Genomic DNA, 16,391 nt, shown 5'->3' on the forward strand with positions numbered 1-16,391 from the left:
TATAACGTGGTTTATGCAGCTGTGTTTTTACAAGCTGATTTTTCTTACCGGGTGGCGGATCACGGTTTTCAGCCGTTCCGGCTTGCAGCGACGCACATCACTCAGGTAGATTTCATGGTGGAAACGGTTTTGCCCGAAGTCCTCCACATAGCCCTCTTCCTGCGCATAACGCTGCATGGCAGCCACGGTGGCGGGCTCGTCATCATAAGGCCCGATGTGCATACACTGCACGCAAAGGCCCTCCTCCCAATGGAGAAATTCCACCGGGGAAAAATCCTGCTGCTTCTTTTCTGTGGCTTCCCGCATCGCCCAGTCGAAGGCATCCCGAGTGACGAACTCCGGCAGTCGAATCAGAGAAATCCACTGGAAGTCTTGCTTGCGGGAATAGTCCACCCCATGAATGCCATCCTGCCACCACAAACCCTCCAAAGGAGGCACCACATAGTCGAAGTATCCCTCCAGTTTGTGGCCGCCCTTTTTGCTCATTTTAATGGTATACGCCACTGCATACAGCAGTCCGATGGCCTGCTTGTATGCGCTGTCCTCTTGGTTAGGGTCACCTGCACCCCGGACCGCCAGAAAATCCATAGCCGGTACCGTGACAAGCTCCGGCGTTTTCGGTGGCAGGTAAAATTCCTTGTATTCCTTTTTGTAATCGAAGGGCATGATCATTTCTTCCTCTTCTTCGGCTGCAGCATCAGCGCTTCACAGGTAATTCGAACAAGTTTAGCAAGCTGTTCCCGGTCATCCACATCTTCCACAAGAAAATAGTCCCTTGCCCCTGAATACGGTGGAGCTTTGGGAAGATTCGGAAAGTCAGCCTCGCCCTGGGGCGTGATTTTTACAAACAGCTGGTCATCACAGATAACGGCAAAGAACACGCCATCGCAAAACAGACCGTACTCCCCGAACATTTTTTTGCTGCGGATGCTCCCCGCCTGCTGAATCTGGTCCACCACATACTCCACAAAATCCGCATGCGAGGCCATGGTTAATCCCTCCGTGTATCCACTTACACTTCTGCGCTTTCACACTCTTCAGACTTTATAGCAATCATTTCCATATATTATTGCTCCGTATTTCGTCCCTCATAAACTCCCACGTTCATGAAATGTTCAAAATACAGCTTCCAGTCGTCACCGAATGCCATATTCAAATCATCGTACTTCTGCCGATATGTTTTTACATTAAACACATTGCTTGATACGCGACCTTCCATCATGCCCCGTGCCACAAAATGTTCCAATGCCAGATAGTCATCGCGTTCTGCCATTTGCGCTACATCCGGATTTTCTGCCACATAAACATCATAATCATATACCAGCGAGTAATCAACACCCTGATATACAGTTATGTGAAGACTGCCTTCCCAGCTTCCGGCAGTCCGCCCTTCATATCTGCCATTTTCCATATAATGCTTATAGTAGGCCGAAAGGTCGCTTCCAAACGTTTGATAAAGATCCTGATATTTAGCTCGATACGTATATACATTAAACCGGTCGCTTGCGATTCTGCCTTCAGAAATACCACAGTTTACAAAATGTTCAATCGCTTTTTCATCGTCGTTGCCGAACGCCGTTTTAATGTCAGGGTTATTATTCAAATATGTATCGAAATCATATATCGAAGAATAATCCACGTTGTTGTATACAGTTGTCGGATAGGTGGGGTCTGTATCCCGTGCAGTTCTGCCTTCATACCGCCCGACATACAGGTAGTGTTGAAACAGATTAAGCCAGTTTGCGCCATATACATCCCGAAGGTCGGAATAACGATTTTGATAGGCTCTCACGTCAAATTCCTTGCTTGCGCAGCGCCCTTCCATCATTCCGCGCACCACAAAATGCTCCAGTGCCAGATAGTCATTCTTTCCTACTGCCTGCGCCACATCCGGATTTTTGCTCAAGTAATCTTCATAATTGTAAACCGCAGAATAATCCACGCCCTGGTAAACCGTTAAGTGCTGGTATGGGTCCGTCAGACGCGCAGTTCGGCCTTCGTTTTTTCCGCTGATTACATAATGCAGATAATATTGTGTAAGATCATTCCCGAAAGCATTATAAAGGTCTGAATAGCGAGCTCGATAGATGTAGACATTAAAATCTGCACAGGCCTGCCGCCCTTCAATCATTCCTCGCGTCAGAAAATGATTTAGTGCCTCATTTCGATTCATTCCCGCCAAATCCGGATTGTTGGAAACGTAATACTCATAATCAAATATCGGCGCATAAAACCGGAATTCCGCATCCTCGTACACATCCAGGGACGCTCCATACCAGTAGTTCAGATCCACTCGCCCGTTGATTCCGCTGACTGATCCCGCATTGCTGTACTGCCAGGCTTCATATCGTCCATCGTAACCACAGGAGCTGCTCCAATGCGCAATCCAATGATAGTAGTTCGGGTTACTCGTGAACCAATCCTGGAAATAGTACTGCCACCAGCTCAAGCTTGCATATACACCCGCTGCATAACCGTTTTGGTCCAGAATGCTGCAGAATGTATCCGCAATTTGAGTGATCATTTCTCCACCCAGTACCTGAGTACGAGGCTCTTCCAGGTCAATGAACACTGGCAGAGAAGGCGATGTTCCTTGCAAAAGGCGGAGGGCATGTGCTGCCTCACTTCGCGCCTGGTCCAAAGAAGTAGCATAGGAATAGAGATATACGCCATAAGGAATCCCCAATCGTTCACACGCTTCCACATTCTCACGCCAACGGCTATCATCCTGATCACTGTAATCGCTGCCAAATCCACAGCGAATGATTGCAAAATCAATGCCGGCAGCCTTTACTGCATCCCAATCGATTTTGCCTTGATGATGGCTTACGTCAATTCCCCAATAATTTCCGGTTTCCGATTGCAACTGAAGGTCTGCATACGGCACCGCATCGCCCGATTGTATCAGAGAACCATTCTGGTAACGCCAGCTGTTTTCTTTTCCGCTCTGTTCCAGCTCGGACAGCGTTCCATTATGCAGCGCATCCCATACATTGCACATCTCTTGTACAGATGCCGCCGCATTTTCCAGTCGATTCAGCTCTTCTTCCAGCTCCACACGCTGTGAATCATTCAACCCTTGTTTTAAGGCATTTTGAAACTCCCTGATCTCCTGAGAAAGCTGCCGCAGTTCTTCTTCGCTCAGCCAGCCAATGTTTGCGGCGCTCCCAACAATTTCGTCAACCCTCTCCTGAACCTGCCAGTTTTCGAACAGCTCTACAATCTTCTCATCAGCCAGCTGAGGCGTTGCAGTCGGCTCTGGTGTAGCAGTTGCTTCCGGAGTCGCAGTCGGTTTCGGTGTGGCAGTTGGAGCCGGTGTGGCGGTTGCGTCCGGCGTTGCAATCGGCTCTGATTCAGATATTTCGCTATTTTCCGGCAGCAGCATGTCCTCTTCCCTCGAGGCATCTGAACTGCTTATCTCCTCAGTTCCAGCCTCCGGGGATTCCTCATTCGTATTTTCATCCGAAGCATTTGAAACTACCGTTGCGTTACTGATCGCTGATACTTTCAACTCTTCATGCTCTGCGGCCGCTTGCAGAGGAAAAGAAGCCAAGAGAAGGACCGCCAAACCAGCTGCAATGAATCTTTTAATTTTAAAACTCATAGTTTGTCTTCCCATTTTCTTTTACTTAACGATAGAACATTGCCAGGCCCGCTGTTTGCCGGCCTGGCAATGTGTCTTATCAGTTGAAATTAATATTCGCTAAAATATTCGAACTTCTGCTGAGCAAAGGGCAGATGCTGCTTGTCCTTCGCGCTCGTGATCGGTTCACAGCCGCAATCCGGCCATTCGATTCCAATCGTAGGATCGTCGAACGGAATTCCGCCCTCTGCTGTCGGATCATAGACATCCGTGCATTTGTAGCAGAACTCCGCGGTATCACTCAGCACCTTAAATCCATGGGCGAAGCCCTCTGGTACATAGAACATTTTTTTATTCTCTGCACTCAATACCACGCCCACATACTGCCCGAAGGTACTGCTGTTGGGCCGACAATCCACCGCAACATCGTACACTTCACCGGAAATCACCCGGACCAGTTTTCCCTGGGTATGCTTTGTTTGGAAATGCAGGCCACGCAGAACACCACGCACCGAGCTGCTCTGATTGTCCTGTACGAACTCCTTATCGATTCCCGCCTGTACAAAGTCCTCTTTTTTGTAGGTTTCCATGAAGTAGCCGCGCTCATCGCCAAATACTTTCGGAGTAACAATGATCACACCCGGAATCTTGGTTTCTTCAAATTTAAAATTAGACATCGCTCTGCTCTCCTTTTTCTTCGGTAAGCCAACAATGTTCTGGAGAAATCTTTTTCACCAGATATTCCAGTCTTATCTTTTCTTCTTCACTCATATACTGATAGCATTTCTTTTTGGTAAATGCATTGCCCAGCAAGAGCATTGACACCGGCTTTTCATACAACAAGGCGTAGTTGTTCAGGAAACGGCTCATATAATAGCTTTCCTTCAAATACGGTTCACATTTGAATCCCGCATCCACCAATTTTTTAGTGAATTGGGATTCGCAATTCGCCACTACATCAATAAAGCTGGTGTAATCAGGCATCTGCTGCCAGAAATTCCAGAATGTATCGCTTTCAACCACATTCCGATGGAATACCATAAAATAGCTCTGGATGTGTTCCGGAATGCAGTCCTTTTTGATATAGTCTCCGTCCGGGCTATACGGGAAAATTGTATTCCCCCAGAAGTCCACATTTCGCTGTTCCATCTGCGCAAAAACCTGATTCAGGTCATACAGCGGCGCAAAAAAGCTGTTGTTAAACAGGACCAGTTCATCAAACTCAAGAACCTTTTCTTTGCCCAGCTTTAACAGCATGTCTCTCCATGCACCGAAATCCAAACCGATATTCTCCCGGCTTTCCACACGGTTCACAAAAGAGCGGATGGGCTCCAGTTCCTCTTCCGCCAGCTTGGAATTGCTTACAAAGACCAGTTCATCACACAGCCCGGAAAACACACGCAGCGTATCCACGTCGCTTTCCACCAGAATGTTTCGGACATCGTAATGGACATAGATCCCCAGCCGCTTCTTTTGGGGAACCTCCATTGGAATCGGGCAGTTATTGAACAGCTTGCAGTAATGATATCCCGCAGCCTGTGCAATGTAGACCCAGCAACGTTCAATTTGATGTGCAATGGTTGCGTTCACCTGCCCGGCCTCCGCAGGGAAATCCATCTGCGTCAGCCCCAGCTGAAACAACCGTTTTACTGCGGCAGATCGTGCCCAGAACATGTTGCCCACCGGGAATACCGGCACTTCCGGCAGCTCCTTGGCAATGCCCATACGCCTCAACAGTGCATTGCATCCTTCCCGGTTTCCGCCCCATTCTGCCTGCAGCTCCAGCACAGGATAGGTTTCCGGCATGATCAAGCCAAGCTGCTTGTCGTTTTCGAAACAAGCAAAAAGGCGTTTCAGATACGCTTCGCTGCCAAACAGATGTTTGAAGATGTAGGTGCGCCATTCATTGCCATGGTCATTGGTGCGCGTCTTTTTCGAATGGATATGGCAGAAGTATTCATAGTTGTTCACAACTGGTGCCATCTGCTGCAGGAACGGCGCAACATCGCGACCCCGGTTTTTCATCACATCCACCGTTACATTACGGCAACGGCAGTTTTTCTCAAAAGCCGCCTGAATCTGCTGTGCTTTTTGCGGAGTATCCGTGGTAACAAAGCAGTCAAACGCATACGGAAGATAGTTCAGATTCCGGATGGTTTCATCCAGTGTGTCCAAGTAAAACATATGGACCTGCACCGCGATGCGGGGATTCTCCTGTGCAGCATCAAACGATTCTGCATCCACCACCGATGAATCCAGATCAACAATTTGCAGATCGTCATTCAGCGGCATGCGGAACAGCGCTTTGGCTACCGTGTTGATGTTTGCATATCCATACTTTTCATCCGGCTCCAGATATGTACCCTCGCCCCATTCGTTCCATGCATTCACAAAGACGAACCGTTCCTCTTCGTCAAAATCCTTGCGGGCTCGGTCTGCAATAGCCAGCACCCAACGATACAGCGACTTTAAAGAGAAGGCATAGTAGGTAAACCAAGCATTTTTCCGGCGCGCAGCATTATCCCACGCCATCATGCAGCTGTGATGGACCGGAACCGGGGTAGGCTCGTTCTTTTTCAGTTTTTCGCACAGATAATCCACCAGACACTGGTAATTATACAGGAATGCAGATTTTCCGTTCAATTCCATATCGCGAACAGCAATCGACTCCAGCCACATGTTATGGGGCGGGAATTCCACCTCTGCATCAATGCAATCGGTGATTTTCAGAATCTCGGCGGTATTGTTTGCGGTCTGGCAGGTCCAGATCAGGATCTCGCCCAGGCCGATCTCTTTTGCCACCCTGCGCCAGGTAGCAAAACTCTTATGACAATCGGGAATGTGGCCGGGATTATAGACCATGACCAGCGGCTTGCCGTGAATACGGATATAACGGGGATCATCAATGTACTTCTTCATATCCCGCATAAAGCGCTCATCGTCCGCATCCGAATATTCCTGACCAATCAGCACATGCTTGTTTTGGCCGTCCCATGCACGGGTCCAGTTTTCATTCGCCCAGCACAGACAGAACGGCAGATCGATCTCCGGATGCTCCAGCAGCATATCCACCGGCTTTTCCATAAGACGCTTGCCCGAGAACCAGTAGTAATAGAAGCAGAATCCGTAAATTCCATGCTGCTTGGCCAGTTCTGCCTGTTTGCGCATGGTGTCGATGTCTTCCAGGCTGTAATATCCGATATCTTTATGAGGCACCCGGGGCTGGTAATGTCCCGGGAAGCGGGAATCGCCGGAACGAACATTTGTCCATTCCGTGAATCCCTTGCCCCACCACTCATCATTTTCCGGGAAGGTATGGAACTGGGGCAGATAGAACGCCAGCATTTTTACATCAGTGCTCTGCCCGGTGAAATCCTGGTTGTCCTGATAATCCGCATCGTATGCTGCGTAACCATCCTTATTGTTGGGCAGCTTCACCTGATCCACCGGCAGCCCGGTCAGCGCGGCGATTTCCTTTTTCTGCGCACGCTTTTCCAGATAGCGTTTAAACGCACGCTTCAGTTCGCCGAATCCCTTATGACGCAGCACCGAAAGTGCCTTGTATGCCTTGGTCGTAAAGCTGGTTTTATGCATCAGCTTGCGCAGTGCTTGACCCATATGATACAGCGGGCGGGTAATTTTCCAGGTAAAAGAATTGTGAATATCCTCAATGTGCTGTTCCTTTTCGGACAATTCCTGGCGAACCGCAATCAAAGTACTCTGCGCATCCTGTACCTGCTGCTCTTTCTCAGCCAGTTCCTGGCGAGCAGAACACAAAGCACTTTGTGTTTGCTGTATCTGCTGATCTTTTTCGGTTAATTCCTGACGAATTAATTGCAGTTCTTTTTTTGCATTTTCCACTTCCTGCATCAGCTTATTCTCTTGATCTTTTTGCCCACGCAGACTCAGTTGTGTATCTTCCACTTGCTTTGCAAGAACCAATTTCTCCATGTTAAAACTTCCCAATAATTCAACTAATTGCTTTCGATCCATTGGGTACGCCTTCATCGAAAATTCCAGTAGTTCTTCACCACCCACCGGAACAGTATAACTTGGATCCAACGATAGAAGAACCTGTTTGTCGTTGATTTTCAGTTCACAGCTCGAATGTACATTTGCAGGCTGTTTATCCAAAGTCAATTGTACATTATCTACCATTAAAATCTGGTCTTCTACCGGATCAATGCGTACCTCTTTTACACCAACAGGAATTTCCCAGTTTAAGTAATACTCACCTTCTTTCCTTGTGTACGGTATTTGCACCATATTCTCTATATTGTATCCGTTGCCATAATCATAATAGACATTTGCAACTTCCATTACTTGATCTCGTCTATCATTCACAAACGTATTTATCTGGTAGAATCTTTCAAGAAGTTCTTTCCCCAGCCAACTTTCTTTCCGACGTCCAGTTATGATAATGTCTTGTATCTTTTTAAAATGATCATCAATTTCCGTCAACAACGATTCATCAAATTGTACCGGACGGCTAATCTCCTCTCTGAAGCGCTCAAACAGCTCTGAAACTTCAGTGATTTCCCATTCCGGATGCCCCATTTGCATTAATACACCCTTGATTTTACACAGTTTCATAGCATTAATGCATAGAGCCGTTTTATCGTACACATAAGAGACAACCGCACCATGCATGCTCGTTCCAACGTATCCGCTGCTTGCTGCCAAAACCGCCGTCATCTCTCTGGTATCCAGTTTACCATTTAACAACTTTATTCGAGCAGTATTGATCTGATTCAATTTTTGCAAAAAGTTTTCATCTTGGTGTATATAGCCAATGGGGAACAACAACACCTGATAATCAGTCTGTTCGACAACTTGCTTCAGAAATTCCTTGATACACTCTATATATTTTGTATCATTCAAATGGCTGATATTATGCTGGAATACAATATAATTTGTATCAAAAGGAATTTTCCCTTGTTGATACAATTCTTTTTGCAAATTCAGCATATCATTTTTATGATACAGTCGCTCTAGCGAAAAAACTGTATCGGGTACTACCTGAACTTCAGCGTCTCCACAACATTCCAAGATCTCTTTTGAGGTGGTATCTCTTACCGCCACATATTCGCTTGCCTTCAGGAAATCCTGAACCAGAGCTCTTTCATTTTGCGAGAAATGGAACGGAACGCCCGGAGCATTCCAAATAACAGGAATATTATACTTTTCGCCCAGAAGGATAGGGATCTGCCATATATCATAAGAGTGATAATTCACATCCTCATAGATGTGCGATATCATGGTGCTTAAACAAATCAGATCGCCTCCGCCTATTACTAATGCGTCATATTTTTTCTCTCGGCAAAGTTGTTCCAGCTGAGAAATCGGAAACACATGCCAATCTGTAAAAGGTTTATTGCAATTTCCTCGGGGAGAAAAAATATCCAGTTCAATTTCTAAATTCAACCGGTTTATATTATTTTTGAAAACATCCGGAAACAGGATATCTCCATAATTTTCCACATCAAAGGTTCCTATCTGTGCGATTCGGTATACCTGTTTTTTTGACATGATAATTTCTCCTTTATACTTCTCCTTAACGTTTTTTCCCAATTACAACCCACGAGTTAAATTTATAATAATACGACGGATGAGTATTGCAGAGGATGTCATACGTTTTATCCAAATCCGGCTGTTCTTCGGGTTGATACCATCGGTGGCAGCAAATCATTTTACTATCTAGTCCAGTTTGTTGCAAATAATCTGCGGCATCTTTACCCCATTGTGTTTGCACCAACGCACCATTTCGATAGACTTTTCGTTTGTTTTTGATTCTGGACCGTGTGTCCATAGACTCATACACAGGAACCGTTAAAATCAATGCCCCATTCGGTTTTAAAAGTTTTGCCAGTCCTTCAATAACACGCCGTGGATCAGAAACACATGTCATTAACTCTTCCACAAAAATCAAATCCAGTGAGGAGTCCTGCACCCCCAAGCTCTCGGGATGCTCAATCATGGCACTGCGCTCTTTTGATGTTCCTTCCAGATTACGGAAGCCATCAAATTGCTTAAGAAACGCTACCAAAGCGCCCTGATTAGAGGAACAAAGAATTTTTTTATCTGCAATTTTTTCTTTGCATGTCACCAAATCTGCATCGGATAAGTGAAGTATTTCACTCAAATATACTCCTACCGCATCCGAATTTCTCAGCGTAACCCCGCAATGAGAGCAGAAGGCTTCCGTGTGATAGGTCATGCCGGGTTCATTGTGGAATTCAACCATTTCCCCACACAAATGGCATTTTCCTTTATACACAGTCTGATATTCCCGTTTTTGTTCTTCCTGCCCACGCTCCATATTACGATATGCATTGCATACTTCAAAAGTAGGGCCAATCATTTTGGGCTTACTTTTTTCGATCCACAGCACACGATCACACAATTTCTCGATTTGATCGATGCTGTGGGAAACGATCAGCACCGTGGTTCCGCCAGCCATCAGTTCCCGAATACGATTCTCACATTTCTGCTGGAACAGGAAGTCGCCCACCGCCAGAATCTCATCCACAATCAGAATATCCGGCTTCACCACCGTCGCAATGGCAAATGCGATACGCGCCACCATACCGGAGGAGTAGTTTTTGATGGGCATGTCCAGAAAATCCCACAGCTCCGCAAAATCCACGATGCTGGTGAATTTTTCTTCAATGAACTCCTTGTCATATCCTAAAACCGCGCCGTTCAGGAAGATATTTTCCCGGGCGGTCAGATCGCCGTCAAAGCCCGCACCCAATTCAATCAGCGGAGCAATTTTGCCAACCGTTTCCACCGTGCCGCTGGAGGCCTCCAGAATGCCGGAAACGATTTTCAGCATCGTAGATTTGCCGCTTCCGTTGGTGCCTACGATTCCGAAAACTTCGCCTTTTTTTACTTCAAAGGAAACATCGTCTACCGCAATGAATTCGCGATAAAACAACTGATGCTTCAGCATTTTGATCACATATTCTTTCAGACCGTCCACACGTTCAGATGCCATGTTGAACTTCATTGTTACATGATCAACTTTAATCGCATAATCCTTATTGTTTACAGCCACTGCCTTCACCGCCTTAAATATACAAAATAAACTTGCCCTGCCGCTTAAAGAAGAAACTTACGCCAATTGTCAGAGACAGGATTCCCAATACGACACACACAACATTCTGTGCTACGCTGGGCGCTGTGCCGTACAAAAGGATCGTCCGCAGATAGGTAATATAATGATATAGCGGATTCAGCTGCATAATTTTCTGCATCCAATCAGCCAGCGAAGAAACCGGGTAGAAAATCGGCGTCAGATAGCTCCACCCCATCAGGAATAAGCCGTAAAAATGCTGGGTATCCCGCAAAAAGACCATCATTGCGGAGAGGAACAACGCAATTCCAAGCGTAAAGCAAAAATACGAAACCATTACTACCGGCAGATAAATAATATTAAGCGTAAGAGGAATGCGATAGAATGCCAGCACTCCCGCCACGGCAATAAACGAAATCAGGAAATTCAGGAACGAAAAAACAGTTTTGCTCAGCGGGAAGATATATTTTGGCAGATACACCTTCTTGATCAGCTGACCGGAACCGATAATGGTGGTAACACCCACCTGGGTCGCCTCTGAAAAGAAATTGAACATAACCTGGCCTAGGATCAGATATACCTGGAAGTTTTCAATTTCGAACCGGAACACAAACGAAAAAACAGACGATACAATGATCATCATGAACAACGGATTCAGCAGGCTCCACAATATGCCCAGATAGCTGCGTCGGTATTTGGTTTTAAAATCCCTGCTGACCAGCTGAGACATCAGGAACTGATAACGATCAAAAATATGCCCAAATTCCACTGCCGGTGTTTTCCGCCCGGCAGCCTCGTTGCTTTTCTGGCGAAGGCAGAAACCTGTAAACAGGGCCAGCAGAATTACAGCGCTGCCCCAATACCAGGCGGTATAATAGGCATCACGATATGCGTCCGGAACCAGATACAGCATCTGTTCCTGCGCCTGACCATTAACCTGAAGCTCACATTCCGGCTGCTGTTCCCCTGTCCACAGCGTTACGGCTTTTCCAGGGGCACTTCCCTGCGCCGTCACCGTTACTTCAATCGTTTCTCCGCGCTCGACCGGAATCAGCCCGTCAAAATTCACATAATATTCCTGACTATCCGGTAATTGCTCAGCCGGAACAGTTTTATTCGCCAGAAGCGTTCCATCGGCAGTCGAGACCTCGATGAGGATTTCACCCTCCGGAATATTTCCAAAGTTCGCAAAACGAAGAGAGATTCCTTTTAAATAATCGGCATGATTCACAATACTCTGCGTGACAACAGCCCCATCACCGAGTTCACCCAAAGTCTGGAGCGACTCAACCGCACTGTAATCTTCCGTAAAATACTTATAGGTCTGATCTTCTTTTCCCGCAAAATAATATACGATGCTCAGTAAGATCAATACCGGAAGCCCGATCCTCAAGATATTCGTCCACAACTGATTCGAACGCATAATTACTCCTTTGTCTTGCAAATTTGCATTCTATAATTTTTTATACCTGCCTGGACAGCACCCGGCGAAAAATACTCCAGGGCAAAAACGGCATTCCAACTTCAAACAAAGCCGCTTTGTGGGAAAGACTGCGATTTTTCCAAAATTTCGGAAATGCACTCCAGTCTCTATTCTGCCAACGCAACCTTGCCTGTACCCAGGACTCTACTTCCCGGATCCTTTTTTCCACATCCGGCGCATGGGCAAACCTTCCCTTACAGGATCTCGCCCGTATCTCCAGGCTTTTAATCCGCTTTTCAATATATTCCTGCTTTGTGCGAATTTGTTTCAGCACTGCCGACTGGTTGTTTCCATGTACCCTGTATTCCACCAACGGCTTCTCCACATAGACCAGTTTTCCCCGGCTCGCAGCCCAGAGGCTGAACCAGTGGTCATGTGTCATCTCTTCCGGAAGCGGAAGAGCCTGCTTTGCCAATTCTGCTGGAAACAGCATTGTGCAGCCATAAATGCAATTTTTTACGAACAGATCCGGTGCACATCCATCCCCCTGCAGAAAGAAATCCCCTTTTCTTACGGCATGAATGTCCTGGCCGATCACATTTCCCTGTGCATCAATGATCTGTTGGCCGCAATACGCCAACGTAACGCCCGGTTCCCGAAATGCATTTTCAAGGGTTTCCAGTTTGTCTTTCTTCCATCGATCATCCTGATCACAGAACGCGATATAATCTCCCTGCGCCTGCTCAACCATAGACGCAAAGCTTCTGCTTGGCCCCAGATTTTCTTTTCCTATTTCATATTGAAATGGGATTTTGGTCAGACAGCGCTTAAAAAAATCGATTCCAACCGGATCCTGCGGACAATCATCCCGGATGAGCAACTCCTTGCACGGCCAGGTCTGTTCCTGAATGCTTTCAAGCTGCTGCTCAAGCCATTCCAGATTGGGCCGATAGATCGACATAATGACTGTTATTGATTTCATTCCATCTTCTCCGAGTGAATCATCCAACCCAACCGCAGCATCCATTCACCACCACAGGCGAGAAGCGCTGCAATTCGGTTTTTTCTTCTTGCCCTGGGGTCTTTCAAAACGCGCAATCGACTGTTTTTCAGTACAGTCCATATCTCCCTGCGTTTTTGTCGGTAGCTCTCTTCTGCGGGAAGCATCAGCAACACCTGGCAATAACAGCTAAACCGGCGGCAGCAAGCGGCAGGCTCCTGTTCCGGAAACCGCATTTGAATAAAGTGATACATTTCGTCTGCACTGACCAATTCGTCAAAGCGGCGGGGTTCGAATTTTCTTGCCATGATACTATCCGGTCGCTGCCAGTAGTAATATAACGCAGCATCGCAAACCGCAATTTTTTCTGCCATAGCGAAAAAACGATAGGTGGTGGCAAGATCTTCAAACAGTCGCCCTTCCGGATACAGACACTCTTTTGCATGGCGAGTCAAATACAATTTTCCCCATGCATTGGTCTCTATCCGTCCCTGATATAACATTTCTGCCAACGCGTCCTGCCGGTTCAGGCAGAAAAAGCGATTTTCGACCTCATCTGCAGTTACATCTTTTTCTGCTGACACTTTCTGGTTTCCGCAAACCGTCAGCTCTGCGCCCGTACGCTCCGCCAGTTCCCACAAACGCTCCACATATTCCGGATGAACCCAGTCATCACTGTCAACAAAGGTGATATATTCACCCTTCGCATCCATTGTTCCTGCATTACGCGCCGCGGAAAGACCCCGGTTCATTTGATGAATTGTACGGATACGCGCATCCTGTGCCGCGAAAGTATCGCACATTTCTCCGCAGCGATCCGGACTTCCGTCATCGACCAGTATGATCTCTAAATTCGGGTATGTTTGGCTCTGCAAGCTCAACACACAGCGGGAAAGATACTCCTGAACCCGGTAAACCGGGACCACAACAGAAATGAGTGGCTTCATCTCTCTTCCCCCTTACCGGCCAGTCTTCGATAATACTCCTGCAAATCCCGGGCTTGCTGGGCACCATCAAATCCTTTTTGCGCGATGAGCGCGGCTTTTTCCTGTCTTTGGTCAGGGATTCGCGCATTTTCAACAATCCAATGCGCCCATTGACATGCGGTATTCTCCAGTGAAAACCGTTCTGCCCGGTTTGTGAGAATCGCCTCCTCTGTCACTTGATCGGACAAAAGACACGGCAGTCCGCTGCACTGCGCTTCTATTGCAACGACCGGCAACCCTTCATAAAAGCTTGGCAGGCAAAAAGCATCCATTGCATCATAATAAGGCGCCGTATTCTGCTTACCGCCCAAAAAGACAACGTCTTTTTCCAGCCCTTTCTCACGCACCAGATCCTGGATTTGCTGTGTCAACTCTCCTTCACCGATCATTAGAAGCTTTGCTTTGGTCATTTTACGCAGTTCCGCAAATATTTCCACCAGGAAACGGTGATTTTTCTGATAACAAAAGCGCCCAACATGCCCCAGCACCAAAGTATCCTGCTCAATTTGCAGCTGCTCCCGCAACCGATTGCGCTGCCCCTCATCGAAGGCAAACCGTGCCGTATCAATGGCATTGGGCAAAACAATAACCTTCTTTTGCTCCACGGCCCGATGACCATACATCCACTCCGCAGCTTTTTTTCCGCAGGCAAACCAGTGGGTGGCAAACAGCTTGTTGAATGGACGCAGCAAATATTTTAAAATCGTCTTTTTCCCTTCACCGCGGTGGGCGGTGGAATGATTGTGACAGATCCGCACCGGCACTCCTGCTCTCCAGGCGCAAAACATCGAGAACACATTCATCGTGTTGATATGCGCATGTACAATCGCATACCTTCCCTGGCGCAGCTGTTTCGTCAGCTGTTTTTGCCAGGCCCACATGCGGGAATAGGGCGGAAGCATAAATATGCCCGCCCCTGCCTGCTCCAGCTCTTCTTTTTGCGGAAACTCGGAATCCGAATCCACAAAGAAGTCGAACTGAACCTTCGTTTTGTCCATGGCGCGGTAGTAATTCATCACCACCGCTTCCACGCCTCCCCGGTTCATTTTGCCCATGATCTGGGCAACACGCAACGGTTCACTCATGGGATTTCTCCGTTCCACTTTCGCTTACCCGAACACGCGAAAGTTTTCCATCTCTTGCTCAGGCCAGTTCAGCACACACTCGGTTCAGCGCCACTTCCACGACCTTGTCCATATCGTAGTACTGATACTCACCCAGACGGCCACCGAAGATCACATTTTCCTCACCAGCGGCCAGTTCCTTGTACTTTGCATACAGAGCGCTGTTCTTCTCATCGTTCACCGGGTAGTAAGGCTCATCACCCAGCTTCCATTCCGCACTGTATTCCCGGCTGATGACTGTCTTCTCCTGAGTACCAAATTCAAAGTGCTTATGCTCGATCACACGGGTATAGGGAGTCTTCGCATCGGTGTAGTTCACCACCGCGTTGCCCTGGTAGTTGGTCTCATTCAGCACCTCGGTCTCAAAGCGCACGCTGCGGTACTCCAGCACGCCCAGCTTATAGGCAAAGTAGGCGTCAATGGGGCCGGTATAGACCACCTTATCGGCCAGGGCGTCCCAGGATGCCTTGTCAGCCAGATAATCCTGGCCCAGGCGTACCTCCACGCCCTCCAGCATTTTGGCCACCATGGCGGTATAACCGCCCACGGGAATGCCCTGATACAGCGCGTTGAAGTAGTTATTGTCGTAGGTGAGGCGCACGGGCAGGCGCTTGATAATGAAGGCGGGCAGCTCGGTGCAGGGGCGGCCCCACTGCTTTTCCGTGTAGCCCTTGATCAGCTTCTCATAGATGTCCACACCCACCAGATTGATGGCCTGCTCCTCCAGGTTTCTGGGATTCTCGGTGTAGTTTGCTTTGCGCTGCTCCTCAATTTTGGCGGCAGCTTCAGCAGGAGTGATCACACCCCACATCTTATTGAAGGTATTCATGTTGAAGGGCATGTTGTAAATTTCACCCTTATAGTTTGCAATAGGACTGTTGGTATAACGATTGAAAACAGCGAACTGATTCAGATAGTCCCAGACTTCCTTATTGTTGGTGTGGAAGATGTGGGCACCGTACTGGTGCACCTGAATCCCTTCCATTTCGTGAGTATAAATATTGCCTGCGATATGGTCCCGTTTATCGATCACAAGGCAGGTCTTACCCGCTTTGGTCAGCTCCCGGGCAAACACCGCGCCGTACAGACCAGCACCGACGATCAGATAATCATATTGCTTGTTCATATTATTTTCTCTCCTTGGAAATGGTCGCTATACTCCATGCTAATAACTAATAATACCTCTTTTCCGCATTTTTT

The 16,391-nt window shown here is 47.5% G+C and carries 11 protein-coding genes; all 11 read right to left on the reverse strand.

Annotation, left to right across the window (positions count from 1 at the left end; translation table 11 throughout):
- Positions 1-27: 27 nt before the first annotated feature.
- A complete protein-coding gene (locus tag B5F28_RS04785) occupies positions 28-666 on the reverse strand; it encodes a GyrI-like domain-containing protein (RefSeq protein WP_087293910.1) in 639 nt (212 codons plus the stop codon).
- Between the two features lie 2 nt (positions 667-668).
- Complete coding sequence (locus B5F28_RS04790; protein WP_087293913.1) at positions 669-989, reverse strand: TfoX/Sxy family protein; 321 nt, start codon at positions 987-989, stop codon at positions 669-671.
- A 77-nt stretch (positions 990-1,066) separates the two neighbouring features.
- Positions 1,067-3,604, reverse strand: a complete 2,538-nt coding sequence (locus B5F28_RS04795; protein ID WP_143424686.1) for a glycoside hydrolase family 25 protein — start codon at positions 3,602-3,604, stop codon at positions 1,067-1,069.
- Between the two features lie 89 nt (positions 3,605-3,693).
- On the reverse strand, positions 3,694-4,260 hold the full coding sequence (gene rfbC / locus B5F28_RS04800; RefSeq protein WP_087293918.1) for a dTDP-4-dehydrorhamnose 3,5-epimerase: 567 nt from the start codon (positions 4,258-4,260) through the stop codon (positions 3,694-3,696).
- Positions 4,253-9,064 (reverse strand): glycoside hydrolase family 99-like domain-containing protein, encoded by a 4,812-nt coding sequence (locus B5F28_RS04805; protein WP_158097520.1) that lies wholly within the window; start codon positions 9,062-9,064, stop codon positions 4,253-4,255. Before B5F28_RS04805 ends, rfbC begins: the two co-directional genes overlap by 8 nt.
- 73 nt (positions 9,065-9,137) lie before the next feature.
- Positions 9,138-10,640 (reverse strand): ATP-binding cassette domain-containing protein, encoded by a 1,503-nt coding sequence (locus tag B5F28_RS15390; protein ID WP_087293923.1) that lies wholly within the window; start codon positions 10,638-10,640, stop codon positions 9,138-9,140.
- A gap of 13 nt (positions 10,641-10,653) precedes the next feature.
- Positions 10,654-12,081, reverse strand: a complete 1,428-nt coding sequence (locus B5F28_RS14995) for an ABC transporter permease (RefSeq protein WP_247643401.1) — start codon at positions 12,079-12,081, stop codon at positions 10,654-10,656.
- Positions 12,082-12,121: 40 nt separating this feature from the next.
- Positions 12,122-13,063 carry a glycosyltransferase gene (locus tag B5F28_RS04820; protein WP_158097521.1) on the reverse strand — a complete coding sequence of 314 codons (942 nt, stop codon included), beginning with the start codon at positions 13,061-13,063 and terminating at the stop codon, positions 12,122-12,124.
- Positions 13,060-14,028 (reverse strand): glycosyltransferase family 2 protein, encoded by a 969-nt coding sequence (locus B5F28_RS04825; RefSeq protein WP_087293927.1) that lies wholly within the window; start codon positions 14,026-14,028, stop codon positions 13,060-13,062. The genes B5F28_RS04820 and B5F28_RS04825 overlap by 4 nt, the downstream gene beginning before the upstream one ends.
- Positions 14,025-15,152 (reverse strand): glycosyltransferase family 1 protein, encoded by a 1,128-nt coding sequence (locus B5F28_RS04830; RefSeq protein ID WP_087293929.1) that lies wholly within the window; start codon positions 15,150-15,152, stop codon positions 14,025-14,027. Before B5F28_RS04830 ends, B5F28_RS04825 begins: the two co-directional genes overlap by 4 nt.
- Positions 15,153-15,210: 58 nt before the next feature.
- Positions 15,211-16,317, reverse strand: coding sequence for a UDP-galactopyranose mutase (gene glf / locus B5F28_RS04835; protein WP_087293932.1), 1,107 nt, complete (start codon positions 16,315-16,317; stop codon positions 15,211-15,213).
- Positions 16,318-16,391 lie beyond the last annotated feature (74 nt).

Source organism: Gemmiger sp. An194, from assembly GCF_002160145.1.
Taxonomy (GTDB): Bacteria; Bacillota; Clostridia; order Oscillospirales; family Ruminococcaceae; genus Allofournierella.

Bases quoted from the DNA above. Each gene is read 5' to 3' on its own strand.
- B5F28_RS04825 (WP_087293927.1), bottom strand. From the start codon at position 14,028: ATGAAGCCACTCATTTCTGTTGTGGTCCCGGTTTACCGGGTTCAGGAG.
- B5F28_RS14995 (WP_247643401.1), bottom strand. From the start codon at position 12,081: ATGCGTTCGAATCAGTTGTGGACGAATATCTTGAGGATCGGGCTTCCG.
- B5F28_RS04830 (WP_087293929.1), bottom strand. From the start codon at position 15,152: ATGAGTGAACCGTTGCGTGTTGCCCAGATCATGGGCAAAATGAACCGG.
- B5F28_RS04795 (WP_143424686.1), bottom strand. From the start codon at position 3,604: ATGAGTTTTAAAATTAAAAGATTCATTGCAGCTGGTTTGGCGGTCCTT.
- glf (WP_087293932.1), bottom strand. From the start codon at position 16,317: ATGAACAAGCAATATGATTATCTGATCGTCGGTGCTGGTCTGTACGGC.
- rfbC (WP_087293918.1), bottom strand. From the start codon at position 4,260: ATGTCTAATTTTAAATTTGAAGAAACCAAGATTCCGGGTGTGATCATT.
- B5F28_RS04820 (WP_158097521.1), bottom strand. From the start codon at position 13,063: ATGAAATCAATAACAGTCATTATGTCGATCTATCGGCCCAATCTGGAA.
- B5F28_RS04785 (WP_087293910.1), bottom strand. From the start codon at position 666: ATGCCCTTCGATTACAAAAAGGAATACAAGGAATTTTACCTGCCACCG.
- B5F28_RS04790 (WP_087293913.1), bottom strand. From the start codon at position 989: ATGGCCTCGCATGCGGATTTTGTGGAGTATGTGGTGGACCAGATTCAG.